At 69.1% G+C, this 26,652-nt stretch carries 23 protein-coding genes; 15 read left to right on the forward strand and 8 right to left on the reverse strand.

From position 1 onward, the window contains the following. Positions 1-109: 109 nt before the first annotated feature. Both ACZ6O0_RS34730 and ACZ6O0_RS34735 read left to right on the forward strand, forming a co-directional pair. Positions 110-3,448 (forward strand): CARDB domain-containing protein, encoded by a 3,339-nt coding sequence (locus ACZ6O0_RS34730; protein ID WP_465769275.1) that lies wholly within the window; start codon positions 110-112, stop codon positions 3,446-3,448. Between the two features lie 191 nt (positions 3,449-3,639). After that, positions 3,640-3,765 carry a hypothetical protein gene (locus tag ACZ6O0_RS34735; protein ID WP_465769276.1) on the forward strand — a complete coding sequence of 42 codons (126 nt, stop codon included), beginning with the start codon at positions 3,640-3,642 and terminating at the stop codon, positions 3,763-3,765. 1 nt (position 3,766) lies between these two features. Here the strand turns inward: ACZ6O0_RS34735 and ACZ6O0_RS34740 are convergent, their stop codons facing one another. Beyond that, positions 3,767-4,312, reverse strand: coding sequence for an NUDIX hydrolase family protein (locus ACZ6O0_RS34740; RefSeq protein ID WP_465769277.1), 546 nt, complete (start codon positions 4,310-4,312; stop codon positions 3,767-3,769). Positions 4,313-4,326: 14 nt separating this feature from the next. Continuing rightward, the gene (locus ACZ6O0_RS34745; protein ID WP_465769278.1) at positions 4,327-4,971 is read right to left on the reverse strand and encodes a helix-turn-helix domain-containing protein; all 645 of its coding nucleotides are present in this window, start codon (positions 4,969-4,971) and stop codon (positions 4,327-4,329) included. A gap of 118 nt (positions 4,972-5,089) precedes the next feature. Here ACZ6O0_RS34745 and ACZ6O0_RS34750 point away from each other — a divergent pair, with 118 nt between their 5' ends. Further along, complete coding sequence (locus tag ACZ6O0_RS34750; RefSeq protein WP_465769279.1) at positions 5,090-5,851, forward strand: phytanoyl-CoA dioxygenase family protein; 762 nt, start codon at positions 5,090-5,092, stop codon at positions 5,849-5,851. A 29-nt stretch (positions 5,852-5,880) separates the two neighbouring features. Continuing rightward, positions 5,881-7,113 carry an MFS transporter gene (locus ACZ6O0_RS34755; RefSeq protein WP_465769280.1) on the forward strand — a complete coding sequence of 411 codons (1,233 nt, stop codon included), beginning with the start codon at positions 5,881-5,883 and terminating at the stop codon, positions 7,111-7,113. A gap of 7 nt (positions 7,114-7,120) precedes the next feature. Here the strand turns inward: ACZ6O0_RS34755 and ACZ6O0_RS34760 are convergent, their stop codons facing one another. Next, positions 7,121-7,873, reverse strand: a complete 753-nt coding sequence (locus tag ACZ6O0_RS34760; RefSeq protein WP_465769281.1) for a hypothetical protein — start codon at positions 7,871-7,873, stop codon at positions 7,121-7,123. A gap of 55 nt (positions 7,874-7,928) precedes the next feature. Between ACZ6O0_RS34760 and ACZ6O0_RS34765 the strand changes: the two genes are divergently transcribed. Beyond that, complete coding sequence (locus ACZ6O0_RS34765) at positions 7,929-8,573, forward strand: IclR family transcriptional regulator (RefSeq protein WP_132150562.1); 645 nt, start codon at positions 7,929-7,931, stop codon at positions 8,571-8,573. On the opposite strand, the gene ACZ6O0_RS34770 is transcribed toward ACZ6O0_RS34765, so the two are convergent. Continuing rightward, a complete protein-coding gene (locus ACZ6O0_RS34770; RefSeq protein ID WP_465769282.1) occupies positions 8,570-9,040 on the reverse strand; it encodes an Lrp/AsnC family transcriptional regulator in 471 nt (156 codons plus the stop codon). The genes ACZ6O0_RS34765 and ACZ6O0_RS34770 overlap by 4 nt on opposite strands. A 148-nt stretch (positions 9,041-9,188) precedes the next feature. Between ACZ6O0_RS34770 and hppD the strand changes: the two genes are divergently transcribed. The 7 genes from hppD to ACZ6O0_RS34805 all read left to right on the forward strand — a co-directional run bounded on the left by hppD (position 9,189) and on the right by ACZ6O0_RS34805 (position 15,757). Next, positions 9,189-10,391, forward strand: a complete 1,203-nt coding sequence (gene hppD / locus ACZ6O0_RS34775; RefSeq protein WP_465769283.1) for a 4-hydroxyphenylpyruvate dioxygenase — start codon at positions 9,189-9,191, stop codon at positions 10,389-10,391. A gap of 186 nt (positions 10,392-10,577) precedes the next feature. After that, entirely contained in the window at positions 10,578-11,051 is a 474-nt protein-coding gene (locus tag ACZ6O0_RS34780) for a hypothetical protein (protein WP_465769284.1), read from the forward strand. A gap of 98 nt (positions 11,052-11,149) precedes the next feature. Next, positions 11,150-12,526: an FAD-binding oxidoreductase gene (locus ACZ6O0_RS34785; protein ID WP_465769285.1), complete on the forward strand. Its 1,377-nt coding sequence runs from the start codon at positions 11,150-11,152 to the stop codon at positions 12,524-12,526. Positions 12,527-12,665: 139 nt separating this feature from the next. Next, positions 12,666-13,298, forward strand: coding sequence for a hypothetical protein (locus ACZ6O0_RS34790; protein ID WP_465769286.1), 633 nt, complete (start codon positions 12,666-12,668; stop codon positions 13,296-13,298). A 49-nt stretch (positions 13,299-13,347) separates the two neighbouring features. Beyond that, the gene (gene cseB, locus ACZ6O0_RS34795) at positions 13,348-14,013 is read left to right on the forward strand and encodes a two-component system response regulator CseB (protein WP_465769287.1); all 666 of its coding nucleotides are present in this window, start codon (positions 13,348-13,350) and stop codon (positions 14,011-14,013) included. Between the two features lie 3 nt (positions 14,014-14,016). After that, on the forward strand, positions 14,017-15,270 hold the full coding sequence (locus ACZ6O0_RS34800; RefSeq protein WP_465769288.1) for a HAMP domain-containing sensor histidine kinase: 1,254 nt from the start codon (positions 14,017-14,019) through the stop codon (positions 15,268-15,270). Positions 15,271-15,343: 73 nt separating this feature from the next. Next, the gene (locus tag ACZ6O0_RS34805; RefSeq protein ID WP_465769289.1) at positions 15,344-15,757 is read left to right on the forward strand and encodes a hypothetical protein; all 414 of its coding nucleotides are present in this window, start codon (positions 15,344-15,346) and stop codon (positions 15,755-15,757) included. Between the two features lie 52 nt (positions 15,758-15,809). On the opposite strand, the gene ACZ6O0_RS34810 is transcribed toward ACZ6O0_RS34805, so the two are convergent. The 3 genes from ACZ6O0_RS34810 to ACZ6O0_RS34820 form a co-directional block, all read right to left on the reverse strand. Continuing rightward, entirely contained in the window at positions 15,810-19,562 is a 3,753-nt protein-coding gene (locus ACZ6O0_RS34810) for an endo-alpha-N-acetylgalactosaminidase family protein (protein WP_465769290.1), read from the reverse strand. Between the two features lie 189 nt (positions 19,563-19,751). After that, positions 19,752-20,978 carry a fumarylacetoacetase gene (fahA, locus tag ACZ6O0_RS34815; RefSeq protein WP_465769291.1) on the reverse strand — a complete coding sequence of 409 codons (1,227 nt, stop codon included), beginning with the start codon at positions 20,976-20,978 and terminating at the stop codon, positions 19,752-19,754. Next, positions 20,963-21,817, reverse strand: a complete 855-nt coding sequence (locus tag ACZ6O0_RS34820; RefSeq protein ID WP_465769292.1) for a hypothetical protein — start codon at positions 21,815-21,817, stop codon at positions 20,963-20,965. The genes fahA and ACZ6O0_RS34820 overlap by 16 nt, the downstream gene beginning before the upstream one ends. A gap of 74 nt (positions 21,818-21,891) precedes the next feature. Here ACZ6O0_RS34820 and ACZ6O0_RS34825 point away from each other — a divergent pair, with 74 nt between their 5' ends. Together ACZ6O0_RS34825 and ACZ6O0_RS34830 are read left to right on the forward strand one after the other, a co-directional pair. After that, entirely contained in the window at positions 21,892-23,085 is a 1,194-nt protein-coding gene (locus ACZ6O0_RS34825; protein WP_465769293.1) for a homogentisate 1,2-dioxygenase domain-containing protein, read from the forward strand. A gap of 37 nt (positions 23,086-23,122) precedes the next feature. Next, positions 23,123-23,743: a hypothetical protein gene (locus ACZ6O0_RS34830; RefSeq protein ID WP_465769294.1), complete on the forward strand. Its 621-nt coding sequence runs from the start codon at positions 23,123-23,125 to the stop codon at positions 23,741-23,743. Positions 23,744-23,747: 4 nt separating this feature from the next. Here the strand turns inward: ACZ6O0_RS34830 and ACZ6O0_RS34835 are convergent, their stop codons facing one another. Next, positions 23,748-24,551, reverse strand: coding sequence for a polysaccharide deacetylase family protein (locus ACZ6O0_RS34835; protein ID WP_465769295.1), 804 nt, complete (start codon positions 24,549-24,551; stop codon positions 23,748-23,750). A gap of 114 nt (positions 24,552-24,665) precedes the next feature. Between ACZ6O0_RS34835 and ACZ6O0_RS34840 the strand changes: the two genes are divergently transcribed. Then, positions 24,666-26,510: a bifunctional metallophosphatase/5'-nucleotidase gene (locus tag ACZ6O0_RS34840; RefSeq protein WP_465769296.1), complete on the forward strand. Its 1,845-nt coding sequence runs from the start codon at positions 24,666-24,668 to the stop codon at positions 26,508-26,510. The last annotated feature ends 142 nt before the right edge of the window (positions 26,511-26,652 follow it).

Below are 26,652 nucleotides of genomic sequence, written 5' to 3' on the forward strand. Positions count from 1 at the left end.
GCAACCTTTGTCTACCGCCCCGCAAGAAGTTGGCAAGATCATGAAATTTCAGTAGGCACCCTCTTGTCGGTGCGGCGTCCGCCCCCGCCCATCCGACGGAGATCACTTCATGCATCCGAAGAACGTCCGACGACTGCTGCTCGCGGTCGTGCTCATAGTCGCCGGGCTGCTGCCCGGACACGCGACCGCGGCCGTCACCGCCAACCTCTCCAAGACCCTGTCGGCGAGCAGTTCGCTCGGGCAGTACCCGAGCGGCAACGCCGGCGACGGCAACCAGAACACCTACTGGGAGAGCGCCAACAACGCCTTCCCGCAGTGGATCCAGGCCGACCTCGGTGCCGCCACCGACGTCAACCAGGTGACGCTCAAGCTCCCGGCCTCCTGGGGCCCGCGGAGCCAGACCCTCACGGTCCAGGGCAGTACGAACGGTTCGTCGTACAGCACGATCGTCGGCAGTACGGCGTACTCCTTCAGCGGGACCAACACGGTCACCATCGACTTCGCCAACACCTCGGCCCGCTACGTCCGGCTGACCTTCACCGCGAACACCGGCTGGCCGGCCGCCCAACTCTCGGAGTTCGACCTGGCCGGACCTGGTGGCGGGCCCGTCGAACCGCCGACCGGGACCGATCTCGCCGGCGGCAAGCCCGTCGAGGCGTCGAGCTCGGCCTTCAACTTCGTCGCCACGAACGCGAACGACGGCAACCTCGGCAGCTACTGGGAGTCCAACGGCTTCCCGTCGGCCTTGACCGTCAAGCTCGGCGCGAACGCCGACCTGAGCTCGCTCGTGGTCAAGCTCAACCCCGACCCGGTCTGGGGCCCGCGCACCCAGAGCATCGAGGTCCTCGGCCGTGAACAGTCGGCGTCCGGCTTCACCTCGATCAAGCCGCGGACCGACTACCAGTTCAACCCGAACAGCGGCGGGAACGCGATCACGATCCCGGTCACCGGCCGGTACGCCGACGTCCGGCTCCAGTTCTTCACCAACACCGGCGCCCCCGGCGGCCAGGTCGCCGAGTTCCAGGTCTTCGGTACGGCGGCGCCCAACCCGGACCTCGTGGTCACCTCCGTCGACTGGACCCCGGCCGCCCCGACCGAGACCACGCCGATCACCCTGCAGGCCACCGTCAGGAACAACGGCTCCGCGGCCGCCCCGGCCAGCAGCCTGAACTTCCTGCTCGGCGGTTCGGTCGCCGGCACGGCCGCGGTCGGTACGCTCGCCGCCGGCGCCTCGACCACCGTCACCGCCGGCGCCGGAACCCGTGCCCAAGGCAACTACACCGTCGCCGCGGTCGCCGACGCCGGCAACACCGTCACCGAGCAGAGCGAGACCAACAACACGCTCCAGGCAACCAGCCAGCTCCAGGTCGCCCAAGCCCCCGGCCCGGACCTCCTGGTCACCGGCATCACCCCGAACCCGGCCAACCCGGCCCCGGGCAGCCAGGTCTCCTTCACCGTTGCCGTCAACAACCGTGGTACGACGGCCGCCGCTGCGAGCACGACCCGGCTGACCATCGGCACCACCACCCTCAACGGCAGCACCGGATCGATCTCCGCCGGCGCCACCGCGAACGTCGCGATCGCCGGTACCTGGACCGCCACCAACGGCGGCGCCACCCTTGCCGCAACCGCTGACGCGACCAACACCGTTGCCGAGACCAACGAAACCAACAACACGCTGACCAAGGCGATCGTGGTCGGCCGCGGGGCCGCCGTCCCGTACACGTCGTACGAGGCGGAGGCCGCCGGCTACACCGGCGCGCTGCTCACTTCCGACGCGCTGCGCACCTTCGGTCACACCAACTTCGCCACCGAGTCGTCCGGCCGCCAGTCGGTCCGGCTGAACTCGACCGGCCAGTACGTCGAGTTCACCTCGACCGTGCCGACCAACTCGATCGTGGTCCGCAACTCGATCCCCGACTCGGCCAACGGACAGGGGCTCGAGGCAACGATCAGCCTGTACGTCGACGGCACGTTCAAGCAGAAGCTCACCCTGTCGTCCCACAACAGCTGGCTCTACGGCACCAGCGACGGACCCGAGTCGCTCACCAACACCCCGGGCGGCGATGCCCGCCGGCTGTTCGACGAATCACACGCGCTGCTCGGTACGTCGTACCCGGCCGGCACCAAGTTCAAGTTGCAGCGCGACTCCGGCGACACCGCGGCGTTCTACATCATCGACATGATCGACCTGGAGCAGGTGGCGCCGCAGCTGACCCAACCGGCCGGCTGCACCTCGATCACCCAGTACGGCGCGGTGCCGAACGACGGGATCGACGACGCCGACGCGATCCAGCGGGCCGTCACCGACGACCAGAACGGCGTGATCAGCTGTGTCTGGATCCCGGCCGGCCAATGGCGCCAGGAGAAGAAGATCCTCACCGACGACCCGCTGAACCGGGGGCAGTACAACCAGGTCGGGATCAGCAACACCACGATCCGCGGCGCGGGCATGTGGTACTCACAGCTCTACTCGACCATCGAGCCGCAGAACGCCGGCGGCATCAACCATCCGCACGAGGGCAACTTCGGCTTCGACATCGACAAGTTCGTGCAGCTCTCGGACCTCGCCATCTTCGGGTCCGGACGGATCCGCGGCGGTGACGGGAACGCCGAGGGCGGTGTCGCGCTGAACGGCCGGTTCGGGACCGGGACGAAGATCAGCAACGTCTGGATCGAGCACTCGAACGTCGGGGTCTGGGTCGGCCGCGACTACGACAACATCCCCGAACTGTGGGGACCGGGCGACGGCCTGGAGTTCAGCGGGATGCGGATCCGCGACACCTATGCGGACGGGATCAACTTCTCCAACGGCACCCGCAACTCGAAGGTGTTCAACTCGTCCTTCCGCACCACCGGCGACGACGCGCTGGCGGTCTGGGCGAACAAGTACGTCAAGGACCAGTCGGTCGACATCGGCCACGACAACGCGTTCACCAACAACACCGTCCAGCTGCCGTGGCGGGCCAACGGCATCGCGATCTACGGCGGCTACGGCAACAAGATCGAGAACAACCTGATCTACGACACGATGAACTACCCCGGCATCATGCTGGCGACCGACCACGACCCGCTGCCGTTCTCGGGTCAGACGCTGATCGCCAACAACGCGCTCCACCGGTGTGGCGGGGTGTTCTGGAACGAGGACCAGGAGTTCGGCGCGATCACGCTGTTCCCGTCGAACCTGCCGATCCCCGGTGTCACCATCCGCGACACGGAGATCCACGACTCGACGTACGACGGCATCCAGTTCAAGACCGGCGGCGGTGAGATGCCGAACGTCGCCCTGACCAACCTCCGGATCGACAAGTCGAACAACGGCTCCGGCATCCTCGCGATGGGCGGCGCCCGCGGCAACGCCACCCTCACCAACGTCACCGTCACGAACTCGCGCGACGGCGACATCGTCAAGGAACCCGGCTCGACCTTCACCTTCTCCGGGCAGTAGTCCCACCCGTCCGGGTGTACCTCCTACGGGCGGTACACCCGGTCGGTGCCCCGCCGGTCGTCAACCCCGGGTCAGCTGCCGGGTGCCGATCACCTCGAGGAGGCGGATGGCAGGGTCGTCAGGGTAGGTGCTGGTCGCCGCCCGCAGGTCGGCCGCCGCCTCCCGCGCGAATTCCCGGGTCGAAGGCCGCGGTGAACATGGTCACCGTGATGCCGGCCAACGAACTGCGCGGCACCGGCATCCTGGTGAACGCGGCCGACCCCGGGAACTGCGCCACCGGCGAGGTGTACGCCGAGGACGGCCGCCTGGCCTGGTGAGTCAGACGGTGGCGCCGGACCAGGCCAGGGCCTGCTTGAGCAGTTGCCCGCGGCCACCTTCGAGGTCGGCCAGCAGGCTCGGCTGGAGGGCCTCGGCCGGCGTCAGCCAGGTGAGCTCGAGCGCGTCCTGCCGCGGGTTGCACTCACCCGTGACCGGTACGACGTACACGAGGGCGACCGCGTGCTGGCGCGGGTCGTGCAGCGGGGTGACGCCGGGGAACGGGAGGTACTCGGCGACCGTGGCCGGCACCAGGGTGGCCGGCAGCCGGGGGAACGCGGCCGGGCCGAGGTCCTTCTCGATGTTGCGCTGGAGGGCCTCACGGATCGACTCGCCGTGCAGGACACGGCCGGACACCAGGGTCCGGGTGATCTCGCCGGTCGCGGCCGAGGTGCGCAGGAGCACACCGATGTGCTCGATCTGGCCCAGGGTGTCGACACGGGCCGGGACGGCCTCGACGTACAGGATCGGCACCCGCGAGCGGGTCTCGGCGAGCGCGAACTCGGAGAGCCAGCCGGGGTTCGGGTCAGGCGTGCGCACGGACGTCATGCCCATATCTTTGCTTACACCCTGAAAGTGGCCCGGTACTGGGAGGGACTGAGGCCGAAGGTGGCGCGGAAGCGGCGGCTGGCGTGGCTCGGGTCGTGCCAGCCGACCGTGGCGCCGATGGTCGCGATCGGCAGCTCGGTCTCGATCAGGAGGCCGGCGGCCCGCTCGGCGCGGAGCCGGTCGAGGTAGGCCATCGGAGAGATGCCCGCGGTCCGGCCGAACAGGCGGACCAGGTAGCCCGGCGCGAGGTTGACCAGCCTGGCCAGCCGGTCGAGCGTCCACGGCTCCTCGATACTTGCCTCTAGCAAGCGCATTGCGTGCTGGACGGCCGGATGGGCCGGGGCGGATGACCCGCCCCCGGGGACGAGCGCACCGGACAGCAATCCGAAGACGTCGGCGCCGAGGTAGGCGTTCCGGACCACCAGACCATCGCAGTCGGTGTACCCGTGCCACTCGCCCGGCCGCAGCACGACGACCGAGTCGGGCTGGAGCGGCACCTCACCGGCGGCCGAGACATGAGTGCCGCGCCCGGCAACCACGACCGCGATCTCGAAGAACGCGTGACTGTGCGGCGCGACGTCGGCGACGAGCTCGATCCGCTCGCCGGCGACCGGGAGGCGCTGGTCGGGGAACACCTCGCTGCTCAGGACATTGTGCATGCGCACCTCGCACAGGTCAGGATCCGTCAAGTCTTGGTCAACCACTGCCTGTCCTCCGCAGCCGTCACGCCTCAGGCTGGAAGCACCTTCCCGCCAACGGATTTCGAGGAGCACACCGATGACCACGACCGACCCTACGGCACCCGTCGTACTCGATGAAGAGATCATTTCCGCCTACCGCCGCGACGGGGTGGTGCGGATCCAGAACATCATCGGCACCGAGGAGGCGGCCAGGTTCCGGGATGCCGCCATCGCGGCGAGCGAGTCGGCGGACGACTACTCGAAGGGGTCGCCGATCTTCAAGCAGCACGTCAACGTCTGGCGGGACAACGCCGTACTCCGGGAGCTCACCCTCGACCCACGGCTCGCCGCGGCCGCCACCGCGCTGGCCGGGGTGCCGGTGCGGATCTGGCACGACCAGCTGCTGATCAAACCGCCGCACAACGGCGCGGCAACCGAGTTCCACCAGGACGCGCCGTACTGGCCGCACGCCGGGTCGCGGGCCTCACTGTCGGCCTGGGTCGCGCTGGTCGACGTACCGGTGGAGCGCGGGTGCATGACCTTCATCCCGGGCTCGCAGCACCACCAGGATCTGCGGTCTCAGGACCTGGCCGATCGCGACGACATGTTCCGGGCCGCGCCCGACCTGCGCTGGGAGGAGCGGCTGACGATCCCGCTGCGGGCCGGCGACTGCACCTTCCACAACGCCTACCTGGCCCACTCCGCGACGCCCAACCTGACCGACGACCCGCGGGTCGCCCACGTGAACATCTATATCGACGCCGCCGCCACCTACACCGGCGGCGGCCACGTGGTCACCGACGGGCTCGGCCTGGCCGCCGGCGAACCGTTCGATGACGAACACTTCCCGAGGGTCTGATACTTCACGTCATGACATAAGTTGTCATCGTGCCTTTGCTGACTGACATCCGCCCGCTCAAGGAGTCACCGGATTTCCGTCGGCTGTGGGTCGGGTCGACGGTGTCGCAGCTGGGGCAACAGATGACCGCGGTGACCGTGTCGATCCAGGTGTACGCGCTGTCGCACTCGACGTTCGCGGTCGGTCTGGTCGGGTTGTGCTCGCTGGTGCCGCTGATCGTGTTCGGGCTGTACGGCGGCGCGATGGCCGACGCGATCGACCGGCGGACCCTCGCGCTCGTCTCGTCGGCCGGGTTGTGGCTGCTCTCGATGATCCTGGTGCTGCAGTCGCAGCTGGAGTGGGGCCAGGTGTGGATCCTGTACGCCGTCGTGGCCTGCCAGTCGGCGTGTTTCGCGGTGAACGGCCCGGCCCGGTCCGCGATCATCCCGCGGCTGATCCGGCCCGAGCTGCTGCCGGCCGCGAACACGCTCAGCCAGGCCTCGTTCAACCTGGGGTTCACGGTCGGGCCGCTGCTGGGCGCGGCGGTGATCGCCTGGCACGGGTTCGCGGCGGCGTACCTGATCGACGTGATCACGTTCACCGCCGCCCTGTACGCGCTGTTCCGGCTGCCGCCGGTGCCGCCGACCGGCCTGGTCCGCCGGGCCGGTCTGCGGTCGGTGCTCGAGGGGTTCACGTTCCTGCGGGCGGCGCCGGCGCTGCTGGCGACGTTCCTCGCGGACATCCTCGCGATGGTGTTCGCCCAGCCGCGGGCGCTGTTCCCGGCGGTGGCGGGCGCGTTCTTCGCCGGCGGCGTCAAGACCGTCGGCGTGCTGCAGGCGGCCCCGGCGCTCGGTGCGCTGCTCGGCGTGGTGTTCTCCGGCTGGGTGAGCCGGGTGCGCCGTCAGGGCGTGGCGATCGTCGTCGCCATCACGGTCTACGCCGCGGCGGTCGGTCTGTTCGGGCTGTCGCGGACGATCTGGCTGGGGGTCGCGCTGCTCGCGTTGTCGGGGGCGGCCGACATGGTGAGTTCGGCGTACCGGAACACTGTGCTGCAGTCCGCCGCGCCGGACGCGATGCGTGGGCGGCTGCAGGGCGTGTTCATCGTGGTCGTGGCCGGCGGGCCGCGCCTGGGTGACTTCGTCGCGGGTACGGCGGCCTCGCTCACCACTCCGACCATCGCGCTGCTCGGCGGTGCGACCGTCTGCATCGTGGGTCTGCTGATCCTGCTGGCCCGCAACCGGCCGTTCCGCGAGTACGACTCGCGGACCCGCGCGCTCAGCTGAGGCTGCGTCAGCCCCCGGTCGCCAGCTTCTTCAGCACGGTCGGCCAGGAGTCCATGTCCGGGTTGATCTCCTGCATCGGCTTGTCGTCGACGGTGACGAGCTTGCGGTCGCCGAGCGGCTTCTTCAGCTTGATCGCGGTGAGCGAGACGTTGCCCTCCGGCGGGCAGGGCGCGTTGCTGTCGACCAGGACGGTGATCTTGTCGTCGGCCTCCTCGACCTTCAGGTCGAGGTTGCAGCTCAGGCCGGTGCCGATCAGGAGATCCACGTCGTCGTAGCCCGGGGAGTTCTGGATCCACTTCAGGTACTTCGGCTTCTTCTTCTTGACCAGCTGGTACGACGACACCGGCTGCTGGACCTCCTCGAACGCCTTGCCCGAGCCGTCGCCGAAGAAGCTCCCGTAGATCATGTTGATGCACGGGTCCTTGGTGTCCTTCGCGTCGTCGACCGCGCCGAAGGCCTTGGCGGCGGTGTAGCAGCCGTTCGCCTCCCGGTTCAGCGAGACGTTGAAACCGACCAGTGCGAGCGCTCCGGCCACCAGGGCGACCGCCAGCATCCGCCGCGACTTGACCTGCTGCGGGCCGAGGACGCCGGCCTCCCGCCGGGCCTCTTCCGACGTCGCCTGCGGGTCCACCGGGTGCTGGCGGAACAGCGCCATGATCGAGCTCGTCCACTGCGGATTGATCAAGGTCGGGATGGCGTAGACCAGGATCAGCACCACGATCACGGCGATGGCGGGGAGGAGCGCCCAGTAATTTCGCACGGCAGCAAGATACGGGGCCATCGGGCCGCGCCCGAAAAACGGATACGCTTCGGAGGTGCCCGCCGAGACCTCGCAGACGCTCGACCGAGGACTGACCGTCCTCGAGCTGCTCGCGGACGCCCCGGACGGTCTCTCGATCACCGAACTCGCCGCCGCCCTCGGGGTCAGCCGGACCGTGGTCTACCGCCTGGTGAACACGCTCGAGCTGCACCGGCTGGTGCGCCGCGACAGTGAGGGCCGGGCCCGGCTCGGTCTGGCCGTGCTGCATTACAGCCGCCGCGTGCAGCCCACGCTCCGTGACGCCGCGCTGCCTGTGCTGCGATCACTCGCCGAGGACACCGGCGCGACCGCGCATCTGACCGTGGCCGACGGTGACGAGGCGCTCGCGATCGCGGTGATCGAGCCGAGCTGGACCGATTTCCACGTCTCCTACCGGATGGGCTCGCGACACGCCCTCGACCAGGGGGCCGCGGGGAAGGCGATCCTGGCCGGGCGCCGCAAACCCGATCCGGCCGGCCGGCCGTTCGTGGTCACGTCGGGGGAACTGCAGGCCGGCGCGCAGGGCGTGTCGTCCCCGGTTCTCGGCGTACCGGGCGTCGAAGCCTCCATCGGCGTCGTCGTCCTCGGCAAACTCGACCGCGACTTCGTCGGCCCCCGAGTAGCCCGCGCCGCCGTCGAGGTCGCCAAGCGTCTCGCCTAGTTCTTGGTAGCTGCTTCCACCAGAGGAAGGACTCGGTGGGGGATCTGTTCGGCCAGGGCGATCACGGTGGAGGCTCTCTGGATGCCTCGGACGATGACGACCTGGTCGATCACGCGTTGCAGGTCCGCATTCGAACGGGCGACGATCCGGCACCACAGGTCCTCGGCGCCGGTGATCGTGTGCACCTCCAGCACCTCCGGGATCCGGGCCAGCGCCTCGGCGACCGTCGTGTGCCCGGACCCCTGCTCGATCTGCAGAGTGGCGAACGCCGTCACCGGATAGCCGATCGCGGTCGTGTCGATGTCCGGCCCCCACCCGCGCACCACCCCGTCCCGCTGCAACCGGTCCAGCCGCGCCTGCACCGTGCCGCGCGCGACCCCCAGCCGCCGCGACGCCTCCAGGACACCGACCCGCGGCTCGGCCGCGAACAGCCGCAGGATCCGGGCGTCCAGCGCGTCCACGGACATGTGTCCTCCGGTAGTGGTCAGACTGACCAAATGGCCTAGCAGTGTCCCCAGCATACTGAACAACCTGCCCAGTGAAACAAGGAACTGTTGCGCAACCTGTGTCCTCCCGACAAGGCTCGGTGCACGAACCCGACCCGGGAGGATCACGATGACCAGCACCGACCTCACCCCCGCAGAGCTCGACGCCGATCTCGACCTCGACCAGCTGAAGCAGCTCGTCGGCCTGGTGCCGTACGACGAGAGCACCGACCCCTTCCCGGTCACCGCGATGGACGCCGTGGTCTTCGTGGTCGGCAACGCCACCCAGACCGCGAAGTACTACCAGCTCGCCTTCGGGATGGACCTGGTCGCGTACTCCGGCCCCGAGACGGGCAGCAAGGACAGCAAGGCGTTCGTGCTGAAGGCCGGCTCGGCCCGCTTCGTCATCACCGGCGGCGTGAGCCCGAAGAGCCCGCTGCTCGAGCACCACCGCAAGCACGGTGACGGCGTCGCCGACCTCGCGCTCGAGGTCCCGGACGTGGACAAGTGCGTGGAGCACGCCCGCAGGCAGGGCGCGGTCGTCCTCGAGGAGCCGAACGACGTCACCGACGAGCACGGCACGATCCGCCGGGCCGCGATCGCGGCGTACGGCGACACCCGGCACACGCTGATCGACCGGAGCAAGTACGACGGCCCGTACCTGCCCGGGTTCGTCGCCGCGACCACCCGGGTGACGCGGCCGGAGGGCCACCCGAAGCGGCTGTTCCAGGCCGTCGACCACGTCGTCGGCAACGTCGAGCTCGGCAAGATGGACGAGTGGGTCGGCTTCTACAACAAGGTCATGGGCTTCGTGAACATGGCGGAGTTCATCGGTGACGACATCGCCACCGACTACTCCGCGCTGATGAGCAAGGTCGTCGCCAACGGCAACCACCGGGTCAAGTTCCCGCTGAACGAGCCGGCCATCGCGAAGAGGAAGTCGCAGATCGACGAGTTCCTGGAGTTCTACGACGGCGCCGGGGCGCAGCACATCGCGCTGGCGACCAACGACATCCTGCGTACCGTCGACATCATGCGGGCGAACGGCGTGGAGTTCCTCGACACGCCGGACTCGTACTACCAGGACCCGGAGCTGCGGGCCCGGATCGGCCAGGTGCGGGTGCCGATCGAGGAGCTGCAGTCCCGCGGCATCCTGGTCGACCGCGACGAGGACGGCTATCTGCTGCAGATCTTCACCGCGCCGATCGGTGATCGGCCGACGGTGTTCTACGAGCTGATCGAGCGGCACGGCTCGCTCGGCTTCGGCAAGGGCAACTTCAAGGCCCTGTTCGAGGCCATCGAGCGCGAGCAGGAGCGCCGCGGCAACCTCTGAGCCCCGGCTGATCCCTGGCCGCGGCGACCGTGATCCTTGGCCGGGGCAACCTCTGATCCTTGCCGGAAGCAACTGGATACGGCGTGTCGCCGTCCGATTACCGGAATGACTGTCGAGGCAGGGGCTGTTCGCGTAGTGTGCCTTCCTGAGCGGGCGTCGGGGCGCACGCTCAGGAAGGGTTTCGTCATGAAGACTCTGGGCATTCTGCTCAGCACCGCGGGCCTGGCCGGGGTGGGCGCGTTCGCCCTCGCCGCGACGCCGGCCCAGGCGGCCGGAGCCGCCACCTGTTCGGGCGCGAGGTCGATCGCGTCGGCGCCGATGCTGCGCGACCACCGGCCGCCCAGCTGGGGCACCGTCCGGCTGGTCCGGGACAGCTGCTCGCAGTACTGGGCCGAGATCACCATGGCGTCGCCGGTGGTGGCCAACGCGAAGGCCAACGCCTTCCTGGTGCAGTACGGCGGCTCCAACAGCGGCCGGGTGCTCAGCTGTGACAGCAGCGGCGGCAACGGCTCGGTGATCCAGGGCCAGCGCACCTGCCGGACGCCCAAGGTGAGGTCGACCGACGGCGCCGTCACGTTCGCCGCCATCGGCCGTGAGTTCCACAACTACGGCGGCGGCTACGAGGAGATCTCGGAGAACGCCACCAAGCGCACCCGCTGAGGCCCGCTCACCCGCCGGGGTGACGCGGGGGGTGATTCTTCCGGAAGTGGACATCGTTACTCGCGCGTCACGTCCGAGGCAGCTACTAGGCTCGCAGTATGAGTGAGGTTGTCGAGCAGTTGCGGCAGGCGTTGCCTCCCGAGGCGCTGGTGACGGATCCGGACCGGATGGAGAGTTTCCGGTACGACCGGGCGATGTTCTGCCCGGCCGGGATGCCGCTCGCCGTCGTCCTGGCCCGGGAGACCGCGCACGTGCAGGCCGCGGTGCGGATCGCGAGCGAGGCCGGCGTACCGATCGTCCCGCAGGGCGCGCGGTCCGGTCTGTCCGGGGCGGCCAACGCGCTGGACGGGTGCATCGTGATCTCGCTGGAGAAGATGGACCGGATCCTGGCCATCGAGCCGGTCGACCGGTACGTCGTCACCCAGCCCGGCGTCTACAACGCCGTCCTGTCCCGCGCGGTCGCCGAGCACGGGCTGTTCTACCCGCCGGACCCGTCCAGCTGGGAGTTCTGCTCGATCGGCGGCAACCTGTCCACCAACTCCGGTGGCCTGTGCTGCGTGAAGTACGGCGTGACCACGGACTACGTGCTCGGCCTGGAGGTCGTGCTCGCCGACGGCCGGGTGCTGCGGACCGGCCGGAAGACCGTCAAGGGTGTCGCCGGGTACGACCTGGCCAAGCTGATCGTGGGCAGCGAGGGGACGCTCGGCATCATCACCGAGGCGACCCTGGCGCTGCGGCCGCAGGCGGCCCGGCCGAAGACGATGGCCGCGCTGTTCGGCTCCGGCGTCGGGGCCGGCGAGGCGATCATCGAGATCATCCGCAGCGGCGTCTCGCTCAGCCTGCTCGAGATCATGGACCGGACCACGATCCGCGCGGTGAACAAGTACAAGCGGATGGACCTGCCCGACGAGGCGGCCGCGATGCTGATCGCCCAGTCGGACGCGGGCGGCGAGGCCGGCGCGGCCGATGTCGCCGCGGTGGCCAAGCTGTGCCGCGACCACGGCGCGCTGGAGTGCATCGAGGCCGAGGACGACGCCGAGGGCGAGCTGCTGCTGGAGGGCCGCCGGGCGGCGCTGACCGCACTGGAACAACTCGGTACGACGATGATCGACGACGTCGCCGTACCGCGCTCGCGGCTGGCCGAGTTCATCGGCCGGATCGAGGAGCTGTCGGCCGAGCTGGACATCACGATCGGGGTGCTCGGGCACGCCGGCGACGGCAACATGCACCCGACGGTGGTCTTCGACCAGACCGACCCGGCCCAGGCCGAGCGGGCGCAGCAGGCGTTCGACCGGGTGATGGAGATCGGGCTCGAGCTCGGCGGCACGATCACCGGTGAGCACGGCGTGGGCATGCTGAAGCGGACCTGGCTGGTCGAGGAGATCGGACCGGTCGCGATCGACGTGCACCGGGCGATCAAGACGGCCCTGGACCCGAAGAACCTGCTCAACCCGGGGAAGATCGTCGCCGGGTAGGCGCTGTGACTCAACCGCAACGGAACTGCCGGGGCCGTTCGACGTCCACGGCCGCCGAATGTGACGTCCGGCCAGCACTATGGAAGGTAGTTGTCTGAATCTCCCGGGGGAATCGATGAGGCTGGGTAGGAGGCGCCCTATGCGCACGCGGCATCCGGGGCGTCCCCGGTGCGCGGTGCCCGGGCCGGTCCGCCGTACCGTCATCGCCGCCGTCGCGACTTTCGTGGCCCTGGGCATCATCTCCGGTTGTGCCAACGGCGGCGGCCTGCGGGTCGAGGGGGCCGAGGCGCCGCCGAGCAGCCCGACGCCGTCGGCCGTCCTGGGCACCAACGGCTTCCGGCCGAAGCCGACGCCGGCGGTGGCCGTCGATCTGGCGCAGGTCAGGCTCAAACTGCTCGCCGATCGGCGCACTCCGGGCTACGCGCGGACGGTGCTGGAGAAATGTACGGTGATTTCGCGTTGCCTCAGCAGGGGTAAGACCGTTGATGTTATGCACAGCGGTTCACCTCAGCAGATCGTCCTGATCCACACCCTGGAGAAGTTCGTCTTCGGCTTCTTCCTGATCGCCGTCACGCCCACGGGCGTGCCGCGGCCGATCTGGAACCTGAAGGTCGATCAGCCGACCGTGAACGTCAGCCCGCAAGGAGACCTCGTGGTCGAGTCGAAGATCTTCGCGATCGACGACCCGGTCTGTTGCCCTTCGGGCGGACGGGTCGAGGTCTACCGTTGGAGCGGTCGGCAGATGACCAAGGTGAGCTCGACGGACCAATAAGGGAGACTGAAGTTCGGTGGTACCGGAAGAACCGGCAGCGCGCATTCTCATGGTCGAGGACGACGCGGTGATCCGTGAGGCGACCCAGTTGACCCTCGAACGCCACGGGTACGACGTGACCACGGCCGAGGACGGCCTGGAAGCGATCGAACGATTCGAGAAGATCCACCCCGACGTCGTGATGCTCGACATCATGCTGCCCGGGCTGGACGGGATCTCGGTGTGCCGCCGGGTCCGGGAGACCAGCACGGTTCCGATCGTGATGGTGTCCGCGCGGGGTGACGCGCTCGACGTGGTCCTGGGGCTGGAAGCGGGCGCGGACGACTACGTGACCAAACCGTTCGACACACAGGTCCTGGTGGCCCGGCTGCGGGCGGTGATGCGGCGCGCGGTCTCCGATCCGGAGCGTCCGGCGCCGGCGGCCGGTTCCGGCGTGGAGTCGTTCGGCGACCTCGAGCTGGACCGGGAGGCCCTGGAGGTCCGCCGGGGTGGCTCGACCGTGCAGCTTACGCCGACCGAGCTCAAGCTGCTGATCGAGTTCGCCAACAACCCGGGTGTGGTGCTGAGCCGCTCGACGCTGCTGCAACGGGTCTGGGACTACGAGTGGGGCGGCGACGGCCGGCTCGTCGACGTGCACCTGCAGCGGTTGCGGACCAAGATCGGCGCGGACCGGATCGAAACGGTCCGCGGGTTCGGATACAAGCTCAGGGCCTAGGGGATGGGCCTCCGCGGCAAGCTCGGCCTGATCTTCCTGCTCGTCTCGTCGCTCGCGATCCTCGTGCTCTGCGTCGCGGTCTACACCCAGGCCCAGTCGGCCCGGCTGGACCGGACGCGGAGCTTCGCGGACGAGCGGATCCAGCTCGCGGCGCAGAGTTACGACAGCAACGACGTCCCGGTGTTCGGGGCGAAGCTGGACGATCCGCAGCTGCCCCCGCAGTTGCGCGAGGCGGTGCTGGAGGGCAAGCGGGCGACGTTCAAGACGGGGTCGCCGCACGCGAAGATGTGGGCGGCGGTCGGGGTCAAGGACGGCAAGATCCTCTCGATCGAGCAGGACTACGAGACCAGCGACGACTCGATGAAGGCGCTGCAGCAGGCGCTCGTCCTCGGCGGCATCGGCACGGTCGCCCTGGTCGCGCTGGTCAGCGTGATCCTGGCCGGCGGCCTGTCCAAGCGGATCGTCGCGGTCGCGGGTACGGCGCGCCGGATCGCGGCCGGGGACCTGGATGCGTCGGCGGCCGAGACGGTTGGCAAAGGCAAGGACGAGGTGGCGTCGCTGGCGACGGCGCTGGACACGATGGCCAGCTCGCTGCGTGGTCAGCTGGAGGCCGAGCGGCGCTTCACCGCCGACGTGGCACACGACCTGCGCACTCCGGTGACCGGGTTGACCACCGCGGCCGAGTTGCTGCCGCCCGGCCGGCCGAGCGAGCTGGTCCGGGACCGGGCGAAGGTGCTGCGCCGGCTCGTCGAGGATCTGCTCGAGATCGCGCGGTTCGACTCCGGCGTGGAGCAGGCGGACCTCGAGCTGGTCGGCCTGGGCGCGTTCGTCGGGTCCGCGGTCGGCCGGTTGCGGATGCAGCAGGCGCTCGCGCCGGACAGCGTCGTCGTACGCCAAGCCGGTCCGGAGGTCACGGTGTCCACCGACTCGCGCCGGATCGAGCGGATCCTGGCCAACCTGATCGTCAACGGGCTGCGCCACGGGCGGCCGCCGGTCGAGGTCACGGTCACCGGCCGGACCGTCGAGGTGGTTGACCACGGCAACGGTTATCCCGAGGAGTTGATTGCCGAGGGCCCGCGTCGGTTCCGGTCCGGGATGGCTGAGCGCGGTGTGGGTCACGGACTCGGCCTGACCATCGCGGCAGGCCACGCGAAAGTGCTCGGGGCCGAGCTCAGCTTCGGCGAAGCTCCGGGCGGCGGCGCGTTGGCGAGGCTGGTGCTGCCGGCCGAGCCTGAGACGGAGTTGCAACACAACTAATCGCGGAGCGACCGCGTCTCCTCTTGCGACGGGCTCACCGAGAGCCCGGCACAACGAGGGGAAACCACAGATCATGCGTTCTCAGTTCGTACGTCGTTCGGCCGGTGTCGTCGCGGGTGTCGCTCTGGCCGCCGGTGGGCTCGGCATCGCCGGAGCCCTGCAGGCCAACGCGGCCGGCACCAAGGCGACCACGGTCAGCGCGCCGGTGGCGGCGAAGTCGATCACGATCAAGTCGGACAAGGCGACCGCGAAGGCGTGGGCCAAGGTCTCGTTCACCGGCAGGACGAGTGGGATCGCGAAGAACACCGTCGTCCAGGTGCAGCGCTTCGAGAACGGCAAGTGGGTGAACTTCCCGGCCACCACCAAGGTGACCGGCAAGGCGACCTACTCGGTGTGGGTGCAGAGCGGCCGGGTCGGCGTGAACAAGTTCCGCGTCGTCGCCGCCAAAACCGCCAGCGCTTCGGTGAACGTCACCATCACCAAGTGAGACCCGAGCGGCGCCACTTCCCCAGGGGGCGAGAAGTGGCGCCGCTTGTCTTCTAGTGAGTCCCGTACACGTTGAGTTCCGCGGCCGATCCGAAGACCGCGCCGTTGAGTGAACTGGTACCGACGAACTTCACGAAGCGGCCCGGTTTCGCGGTGAAGTTCAACCGCTGGGTCGCGGTCGAGTTCGGGAACTCGCCGGTCGCGACCGGCGTACCCCAGGCCTGGCCGTCGGTGCTGACGTAGAGCTCGTAGCCCTTGAACATCCCGTTCGTCCCGCTCTGCCGTGGCAGGTAGCTGAAGCCGTCCACCTGGTACGTCGAGCCGAGGTCGAGCGTGATGTGGTGCGGGAAGGTCGCCGGCGTCGGCACCTCCGACCACGCGGAATGCCAGATAGTGCTGGGGTTTCCGTCCAGGGCCTCCGTCGCGGCACCGCCCGTGCCGACGTCCTCACTGCTGACGTCCGCCACCGTGATCCGGGACTGCGGGACGATCCCCGGCGGCAGCACAGTCGCCTCCGCGGTGATCGTTGCCTGACCACCCGTTGCCGTCAGCACATACTTGCCTTCCGGCGTCCCGGTCGGCGGAGTCACGTCCCACTTGGTCGTCACACTGGCGCCCGGGGCAACGGTCGTGTGAGTGGCCGGGGTCGCCGCCGCGACGGTCCAGCCATCCGGGGCCGTGAGCCCGAGCGTGACGTTGTTTGCGGCAACGACATCGTTGTTGGTGAACGTGGTGACGACCGTGTTCGCCTCACCGGAGACCAGGCCGGTCAGCCCGGACACCGCTACCGACGTACAGTCCGCCGGTTCGGACGTCGTACCCAGGTCGGTGACGGCGAAGTCGTCCATGATGAAGTCGGCCTGGTCGCCACCGCCGGACAGTTTGCGCAGACCGACCCAGTAGTCGCCGCCGCACCCGGCCACGAACTCCTGGCTGAACGTCGACTTCGTCCGCTGCTCGCCGATCGGAGTCGACTTGATGTCCACGGACTCCGGCCGGTCGACGCCCTGGACCCACGCGTACTGCCCGGCGCGGCCGCTCTCGTAGTCGAAGTTGACCTTGTACTTGTGCCCCGGCTGGAAGTTCACCGTCGACGGCGTGGTCCGGTAGACGACACCCTCGTTCTCCTCATGGGACTTGAGCGACCACTCGCCGTCGAGGACGTCGTCGACGAGCTTGCCGTTCCAGCCCGCCTGCGTGTACGGCGCGTGCTTGCGAGCGAGCACCGTCCGTGGGTCGGTGACCCCGCCGGCATCGCCCTTCACGAACGGGCCCCAGCCCTGGTCGACATTCTCGAAGTCGTCGACGAGGCCGGCCGCGGGACGCTTGGTCTCGACGACACGGACGTCGTCGATCCGCACCTTCGCCGTACCAGCGGCGGCCGCGATCGACAGCTCGGCGGTGCTGCCCTTGGCCTCGAAGACCACTCGCGTCCGTTGGTAGTACGCGTCGTGCTTGTCGTCGGAGGCAACCATGTTCTGCGCCGTCGACCTCGTCACCCGATTGCTCACGCCGTCCACCGCGAGAGTGGTCGGATGAGACTTGCCCGGCTCGACCTCCACCCACGCCGAGGCGCTGTAGGTGCGGCCGCGGGTGAGACCGGTGATGCTCTGGCGGAGCGACGACGCCTTCGCGCCGAGGGATGCGACGAGCTGGCCGTTCGCCAGGGTGTCGATCGTCGCGCCGCCGGTTGCCTTCCACGCGGTCAGGTTGCCGGCGTTGAAGCCCGGGTCCTGCAGGTGGCTGCCTTCGCCGAAGTCGGCGACTCGCGGCGCCGGTGCGGCGATCGGGTAGAGGACATAGGGCTGACCGGGGGTTGCGTCCAGAGTGATGCTGCCGTTGCGCACGGGCGCGGTGGCCACCTTCACTCGTCCGTTGTCGGTCAGCTTGTCGACGGAGAAGCTCCTAACGCCCGCAAAGGAAGCGGGAACCTTCCAGGTGGTGCGGCCGCCGGCCGGGTTGTAGTGGTAGAGCTTCTTGTTGCCGTCCCACGGCAGCAGGTACTTGTCGCCGTCGAGGACCTTCGCGGCACCGACGTACACAGTCCGTCGGCCGTTCTCGACCGCGCCGCGGACGCCGCCGGTGAAGGTGATCTCGTCGGTGTTCCAGTCGGTGATCTTCTGCTGCTGGAGGAACTTGGCCGGCAGGTTCCGCTGCCAGATGTTGGTGTAGAACGCGTTCCAGTCGGTCTCGCCGGTCCAGCCCTCGAACTCGACGATCGCGGACTGGCCGAGGATCGGGTCGTTGTTCCAGACATCCTTCTCGTGGTTGCGGACGAACCGGATCATCTGGGAGTTCAGGCCCTTGTTCGTCGGACCGCCGTAGTCGAGGTCGTTGGCCCAGTGCGACCACAGCGAGGTCCGCTCGTGCCGGTCGGCCCACTCGGTCGCGATCTGCCAGCCCTGGCCGGCGAGTTGCCGGGTGAGACCGTCGGCGAGCCAGCCCGACTGGTAGTACACGTCGATGTAGAGCTCCTGCAGGTTCTTGTCGGTCTCGTCGCGGAGCTGCTGGAACCGGTCGACGATGTTGCCCGAGGCAAGATCAGGACGCTGCTTGATGTAGTAGCTCTGGTTCAGCCAGTTCCAGCCCTTGGCGTTCTTGTCGACGAGGTCCTCGCTGAACGCGTTCGCCTCCGGGTAGGACTCGGTCGCGTTGACGTGCACCCCGAAGGCGGCGTTCCAGGCCTTGCCCTTCCTCAGCAGGGTGTTGAGATCGGTCAGGCCGCCGGCGCGGAGGTTGTAGTTGCCGCCGTAGTCCGGGTGCGCCGAGTCGTGTCCCTCGGAGCCGTACCCTTTCAGGATCGCCATCTGGCCGAGACCGTCGGTGGCGAGCGAGATCCGCTTGACGTCGTCGAGCGTTCGCAGGAACGGGTGCGTGGCCTGGCTGGCGAAGTTGAACGGGATGTGCGTGACGACGCGGTCCTTGACCTGGTCGCCGCCCTGCGGCTCGGTCATGATCGAGCGGAACGCGATCGCGCCGTCCTGCCAGTCGACGGTCTTGTCCTGGTTCGCGTCCGGCGTCACCACGACCTTTGCCCACGGCAACGGTTCGGTGTACGGCGCGGTGTCGGCGCGATAGGTCCACTGACCGCTCCAGACGCCGACGCGGGCACTGCCGTCGGCGGCCCTGCGGGCCCGGTGCCAGAACCGGGCGCCGTCGTCGGCGGTCTGACCGGACGGCTTGTCGTACACCGAGTTCGACTCGATGCCGGCGGCCAGGCCGCTGGTGTTCACGAACGCGTACGCCGCTCCCGTCGCGGACGGCTCGGCCGCGGTCGTCGCCGTGACCGGCGTGATCTTGTCCGCGGTCCGGGTGGAATCCGGGTCCAGCGTGGTGAACGCGGTGGTCGCGCCGGCGTCCGTACTCGCGACCGAGACCAGGTCGTGGTCGGGGATGTCGATGGTGTGCACGCGGCTGGTCTCGGTGTCGCGGACCGCGTCGATGGCGAAGCTCGTCACCCGGCCGGTCACGCTCAGGCTCGCGTCCAGCTCCACGCCGGGGAGGGCGTCGAAGGCGAGCTGGTACGACGCTCGCCCGTCGGTGACCGTGGGTGGCGCGGAGAGGTGCGCCGTGCGGGCCACTCCGTCGATGGTGACCGTCGAGATCGCGTCCGGCTGGCCGCCGAGGGCCTGGCCGGAGGCGTTGTCCAGGTACTTGATCACCCGCGGGAAGTCGGCTCCGACGGTGACCGTCAACTCACGCGACCGCAGCGTCAGGTCGCCGGTCGCGTGCGCGCCGGTCGGCACGCTCAGGACACCGGCGGCGAGCGTTACAGCCAGTACTCCACACCCCACTGAACGTTTCATGCGGAGAAAGTTCGCACGTAACCGCTAACACGTCAAGAGAAACGAACAGTAATGAACAAGAACAGCCTCGCCTTCGGCTCGGCGGAGTGAGGGGGCCTCGCCTGCGGCTCGGGGTGAGGGTTGGCCTCGCCTTCGGCTCGGCGGGGTGGTGTGGGCCTCGCCTTCGGCGGGGGTGGAAGGCGAGGGAGATCAGGCCGACGGGGTGGGGGCTGGGGTGATCCGGCCGCTCACCTGGCCCAGGCCGAGGCGGGTGGTGGTGGAGGTGGTGGCCCAGGCGGTGATGGTGACGGTGTCGCCGTCTTCGAGGAAGGTGTGGGTCTTGCCGTCGACGACCAGGGGCTCGCGGCCGGCCCAGGTGAGTTCGATGAAGGAGCCGCGTTGGTTCTTGTCCGGGCCGCTGACCGTGCCGGAGGCGTACAGGTCGCCGGTGCGGACGGAGGCGCCGTTGACCGTCATGTGGGCGAGCATCTGGGCGGGCGACCAGTAGATGTCCTTGTAGGGCGGCGTGCTCACCAAGTGCCCGTTCAGGTAGACCTCGAAGGTGATGTCGTAGTTCACCAGGTTGTCGCTCGCGAGGTAGGGGAGGACCGGCGGGTCCTGCACGGGCAGCGGGACCGCCGCCGCCTCCAGTGCGTCCAGCGACACCACCCACGGCGAGATGGACGTGGCGAAGGACTTACCCAGGAACGGGCCGAGCGGCACGTACTCCCACGCCTGCAGGTCCCGCGCGGACCAGTCGTTCACGATCACCACGCCGTACACGTAGTCGCGGAAATCCTCAACGGACACAGGGGATCCGAGCGCGGACGGCGTACCGACGACGTAACCGAGCTCGACCTCGATGTCGAGGCGCTGCGACGGGCCGTACGTCGGCGCGGAGGCATCCGGCGCCTTGCGCTGACCCGACGGACGCACGATGTCGGTGCCACTGGCAACGATCGTGCCGGCGCGGCCGTGGTAGCCGACCGGGAGGTGCTTCCAGTTCGGCAGCAGGGGCTCGGAGTCCGGGCGGAACAGCCGGCCGAGGTTGGTGGCGTGCTGCTCGGACGCGTAGAAGTCGACGTAGTCGGCGACCTCGAACGGCAGTTGCATCGTGACCGCCGACTGCGGGATCAGATGCGGCTCGACGGTGTCGCGGTCGTTCGGGTTGCGGATGAGCTCGAGCAGCCAGTTGCGGGTCGCCCGCCAGGCCGGCCGGCCGAGCGCGAGGAACGCGTTCAGCGTCGGCTCGGCGAACAACTGGGACCCGTCCAGCATCTGCGCGGACGCGACCGGTGCGAGGTCGATGATCTGGTCGCCGATCGCGGCACCCACCCGGGGGTCCTCGTCGCCGTGCCGGAACACGCCGAGCGGCAGGTTGTCCGGCCCGAACGGCGAGTTCGCGGGGATGTCGATCCAGGTCACAGGGTCTCCCACAGCTTCAGCGTGGTCAGGTCGTGGCGGGGTTCGTCGATGCTGCACGAGCCGAACGAGGTGAACCACCGCCGGGTGCCTCCGGCCTGCTCCTCGGACAACGTCCGGGCCTGCTCGGCGAGCGCTTCGCCATCCCGTGACCCCACCACGGCTGCCACCTCGTCCTGCGAGGCGCCGTCGAGGGACGCGCGGGTGGCGAGCAGCACGTTCAGGAAGCCGTGATGCTCGAACCCGGTGCCGGACGCGGTATGCCGGATCGCGTTGTGCAGCCCGGCAGTGCACTTGAACGCGACCTCGCGGTCCAGGCAGGCCGTGATGAACGCGGCGACCTGGAACTCCGACGGGAACAGCGAGGCGTCGAGCCCACCGGTCCGCAGCTTGGCGGCATACCCGGCGTCGGCGACGACATCGAGTGCTCGCTCCCACGCTCCGTCCAGACCGATCTCGACGTACGCCGTCTCTTCGTCGAGGCAGTCGTCACACACGCGGACCACGCGGAGCGCGTTGCGCGACAGATCGTCCTCCGCGCGCAGCCGGACCTCGATCGCCTTGACCTCGACATCGCCGGAGCGATCGCCGTACCGGACGGCGGGCTCGATCCCGCCGGCGCCACCGGTGATCACGACCGCGACCTCGAGCGGTCCGCCGCCGGTCCGGGCGGCCTCCGCGGCGACCTTCATCAGGTCCTCGTCGGTACACACGAACGGGCCGACCAGGTCGGCGTACGGCGACTGCCGGTGCACGCGGTGGGCGGCGACGGCTTCGGCCAGGGGCAGATCGCCGGGCGGGAACATCGCGGCGTCGTCGACCAGGTGCCGGAACAGGGCAGGGACGGTTGACATGGATCAGAGCCTAACGGATGCTTTCGGTAAGCGGACGCATGCGTTCGAATATCGAACACGCAGGAGCGGGAGAGATGGCGTTCTACCGGCAGGTCGGCGAGGTTCCACCGAAGCGGCACACGCAGTTCCGGAAACCGGACGGCGGGCTGTACTACGAGGAGCTGATGGGGGAGGAGGGGTTCTCATCGGACTCGTCGCTGCTGTACCACACCGGCGTACCGTCCGCCATCGTCGACTCACAGGTGTGGGACCTGCCGGATCTCGCCACCGTCGCGAACCACCCGCTCACCCCGCGGCACCTGAAACTGCACGACCTGTTCACCGACACGTCGAAGAGCAACGCGGTGGATGACCGGCGGCTCGTGCTCGGCAACGGCGACGTCCGGATCTCGTACGTCGTCGCCGAGCAGCCGTCGCCGTACTACCGCAACGCGATCGGTGACGAGTGCGTGTACGTCGAGAAGGGTTCGGCGACCGTGGAGACGGTGTTCGGCGTGCTGAACGCGGTCGAGGGCGACTACGTGATCATCCCGCGCGCGACCACGCACCGCTGGCTGCCGGGTCCGAACGGCGTGCACGCCTACTGCATCGAGGCCAACTCGCACATCGCGCCGCCGAAGCGGTACCTGTCCCGCTACGGACAGTTCCTCGAGCACTCGCCGTACTGCGAGCGGGACCTGCACCCGACGACCGAGCCGCTCGTGGTCGAGGACACCGACGTCGAGGTACTGGTGAAGCACCGCGGGCAGGGGCCCGGCGGGATCGTCGGCAGCCGGATGACGTACGCGACGCATCCGTTCGACGTGGTCGGGTGGGACGGCTGCCTGTACCCGTACACGTTCAACGTGAGCGACTACGAGCCGATCACCGGGCGGATCCACCAGCCGCCACCCGTGCACCAGGTGTTCGAGGGGAACAACTTCGTCGTCTGCAACTTCGTGCCACGCAAGGTCGACTACCACCCGCTGTCGGTGCCGGTGCCGTACTACCACTCGAACGTCGACTCCGACGAGGTGATGTTCTACTGCGGCGGGGACTACGAGGCGCGGAAGGGGTCGGGGATCGGCCTCGGCTCGATCTCGCTGCACCCCGGCGGGTACGCGCACGGTCCGCAGCCGTCGGCGATCGAGGCCTCGCTGGGCGCCGAGCGGTTCGAGGAGCTCGCGGTGATGGTCGACACGTTCCGTCCACTGGAACTGGGCGAGGGCGGTCGCGCGGTCGACGACGGCGTCTACGCCTGGACCTGGGCGGGCCGCCGAAACTCCTGACGCCACGCTGCCCTGGATCCTGTGGGATTCTTGGGCGGTGAGTGAGGACGGGGAAGCCTTTGTGGTCGGGATCGACCGGGAGGCGCTGCTGCGGCGGCGTGAGGTCGTCCGGACGGTGGAGCGGCGCGGCGCCTGGGTGACGCTGGCGATCGGTGCCGTCGGCATCGTTGCCGCGCTCTACGCGCTGATCGCCTTCCGGGGCTCGGGGCTGTGGCCGTTCGCGCTGTTGTTGGTCGTGGCAATGATCCCGCTGGTGCTGAGCACGCTGCTGGCGTTCCGGTTGCAGGCCGAGCGGCAGCGTTGGTACGCCGCCAACGAGCTGCAACCGGTCGCGATGCGGATGACCTCCAAGGGACTCGAGCTGGCCTGCGAGGGAGCGGCGTACCCGGTGGTTCTGCCGTGGCAGACGGTTCGCGGCTTCCGGCAGGAGAAGCTCCTCGGGCAGTACGCCCTCGAGCTCGACCTCGCCCCCGGCATCGGCGCCACCACGGCCGGGGTCCGCGGCCTGGACCAGCCGGCCGTCCGAGCCGTCGTGAAGCCGAACCCGTTCCTCCGCCCGACCGGCCTGTTCCTGGTCAAGGCCCTGGATCAGCCGGTCCACATCATCGACGAGGCGCTCAGGCACTTCTCCCACGGCACCGCCGGCGTCCGCCGCTGACAGATCAGCAGGGCAGCGACTGGTAGGTGTAACCCTGCTTGGTGAGTGTGGTGAGGGCCCGGTCGAGGGCCGCGACGGTCTCGGAGCGGTTGCCGCCGCCGTCGTGCATCAGGATGATCGCGCCCGGCCTGGCGCCGGCCAGGATCGCGTGCTCGATCTTGGCGGCACCCGGCTTGGTCCAGTCCTCGGTGTCGACGTCCCACAGCACCTGCCGCTGGTGCAGGGCCGCCGCGGTCGCCTCGACCTTGGCGTTCGTGGCCCCGGTCGGCGGGCGGAGGCACTTCGATTTCACCCCGGAGGCGATCTCCTGCCGCATCTTCGCGTCCGGGAGATGCGTCAGCGTCTTGTGGTCCCACGTGTGGTTGCCGACGCGATGACCGGCGGCCCGTTCGAGGGTGAGCAGTTCCGGGAACTGCGCCACCTGGATGCCGAGCACGAAGAACGTGGCGTGCGCGTTGTGCTTGCGCAGCACCTGCAGGATCTTCGGCGTCCACTCGGGCTGCGGGCCGTCGTCGAAGGTCAGGTAGAGCACCTTGCCGTGCCCGGTGAGATTCCAGTCGTCCGGCGCGGTCGTGGCGTGCACCGCGGGGTGCTGCGGCTGTGTCGGGCGCCGCGGCTTCCGCGCCGCGGACGAGGTGCCTTGTTTGCGGGTGACCGGCGTACTGAGCGGTCCGTGCTCCGAGGACATCTCGACCGCGGGCGCGGCACTGGTCACGGAACGGTCGGAGGGCTGGGCGGCTTGGGCGAGAACGGCACCGCAGAGGAGGGCGGCGACCAACGGCAGGAGCTTGCCGGGCGGCTTGGTCATGACGAGCATCTTCTCGCGCCACCCGGGCCATCCGGGCACCGGGTGGGACGTGTCGCCCGTATCGTGGGCCCCTGCGCCGGAGACCCCGGCCACGACGACCGGTGAGGCGGACGCATGACGAACAGCGGTGAGCGGACGACGATGACGCGACGGACAGTGATCGGCGGCGCCGCGGCGCTGGCCGCGGCCGGTTTCGAGGCGGTCCCGGCGTACGCCGGTCAGGGGCACGGTGACAAGACGGTCCGCCTGACCGTGATGGGTACCACCGACCTGCACGGCAACGTCTTCAACTGGGACTACTTCAAGAACGCCGAGTACGACGACACCGCGCACAACGACATCGGCCTGGCCAAGATCTCCACCCTGGTCACCGCGGTCCGGGACCGGATCGCCGCCGACCGGCGCGCCCCGCGCCCGCTGCTGCTCGACGCCGGCGACACCATCCAGGGCACCCCGCTGGCCTACTACTTCGCCAAGATCGAGCCGATCACCGGTGGGCACACCCACCCGATGGCCGCCGCGATGAATCAGATCGGGTACGACGCCGCCGCGCTGGGCAACCACGAGTTCAACTACGGCCTCGACATCCTGCGCAAGTTCCAGCGGCAGCTGCGGTTCCCGCTGCTCGGGGCCAACGCCCAGGACTGGACCACGGGCCTGCCGGTGTTCCCGCCGTACGTGCTGAAGCGGGTGCACGTCCCGGGCGAGAAGCCGATCACCGTCGGCATCCTCGGCCTGACCAACCCGGGCATCGCGATCTGGGACAAGGCGAACGTCGAGAACAAGATCAAGTTCGGCGGGATCGTCGAGCTCGCCAAGATCTGGGTCCCGCGGGTCCGACGGGCCGGCGCCGACGTGGTGATCGTGTCCGCCCACTCGGGCATGGACCTGTCCTCGTCGTACGGCGACGCCCTGCCGGTGCCCGAGAACGCGTCGGCCCTGATGGCCGAGACGGTCCCCGGCATCGACGCCGTACTCGTCGGGCACGCGCACCTGGAGATCCCCGAGCGGCTGGTGACGAACACGGCCAGCGGTGAGCAGGTCGTGCTGAGCGAGCCGCTGAAGTGGGGCATGCGGCTGTCGCTGATCGACCTGGACCTGCAGAAGGTCCGCGGCCGCTGGACGGTCGTCGGCCGGCACGGTCAGGTGCTGAACGCGAACACGGTCGACGCCGACCCGAAGGTCGTCGCGGTGCTGCAGAAGGACCACGACAAGGTCGTCGAGTACGTCAACTCGAAGATCGGCACTTGCACCGAGGCGATGTCCGCGGCGACCGCGCCGTGGGAGGACACCGCCGCACTCGACTTCGTCAACTTCATCCAGGCCGATGCGGTGTCGAAGGCCCTGGTCGGTACGCCGCAAGCCACACTGCCGGTGCTCGCGATCGCGGCACCGTTCAACCGCGCCGCCGCGATCCCGGCCGGGGACGTGTCGATCCGCGACGTCGCCGGGCTGTACATCTTCGACAACACGCTGCTCGGCGTGACGATGACGGGCGCGCAGATCAAGGACTACCTCGAGTTCTCCGCGCAGTACTACAAGCAGGTGACCGGCACCGGGCCGTTCCCGTCCGACCAGGTCACCAACGCCCCGACCCCGACCGCGCCGCTCGGGACCCCGGACTACAACTACGACGTCATGGGCGGCCTCACCAAGCCGCTCACCTACACGATCGACATCGCCAAGGCGCCCGGGGCGCGGATCACCAACCTCGCGTACGACGGCGCCCCGGTGGCGGCCGACCAGGAGTTCGTGGTCGCGGTGAACAACTACCGCCAGTCCGGCGGCGGCAACTTCCCGCACGTCAAGACCGCGCCCGTCGTCTACAACCGCCAGGTCGAGATCCGCCAACTGATGATCGACTACGTCACCGCCACCGGCACCGTAGACCCCACCACCTTCCACACCACCGACTGGTCCCTCACCTCCAACGGCACGCCCATCGTCGTGACGAGCTGAACCCCGCCGGGGGTGGTCTGCCCACGCGTGCTCCCGCGCTCGCTCCTGCGTCGCACCCGCTACGCGCGCGCCCACCCACCCCCCGGCTCACCGCCGGCGGCACCCGTGCCAGGCTGCCGCCGGCGGTGTGCGGCTGCCGCCT

Source organism: Kribbella sp. NPDC048837 (assembly GCF_055586945.1).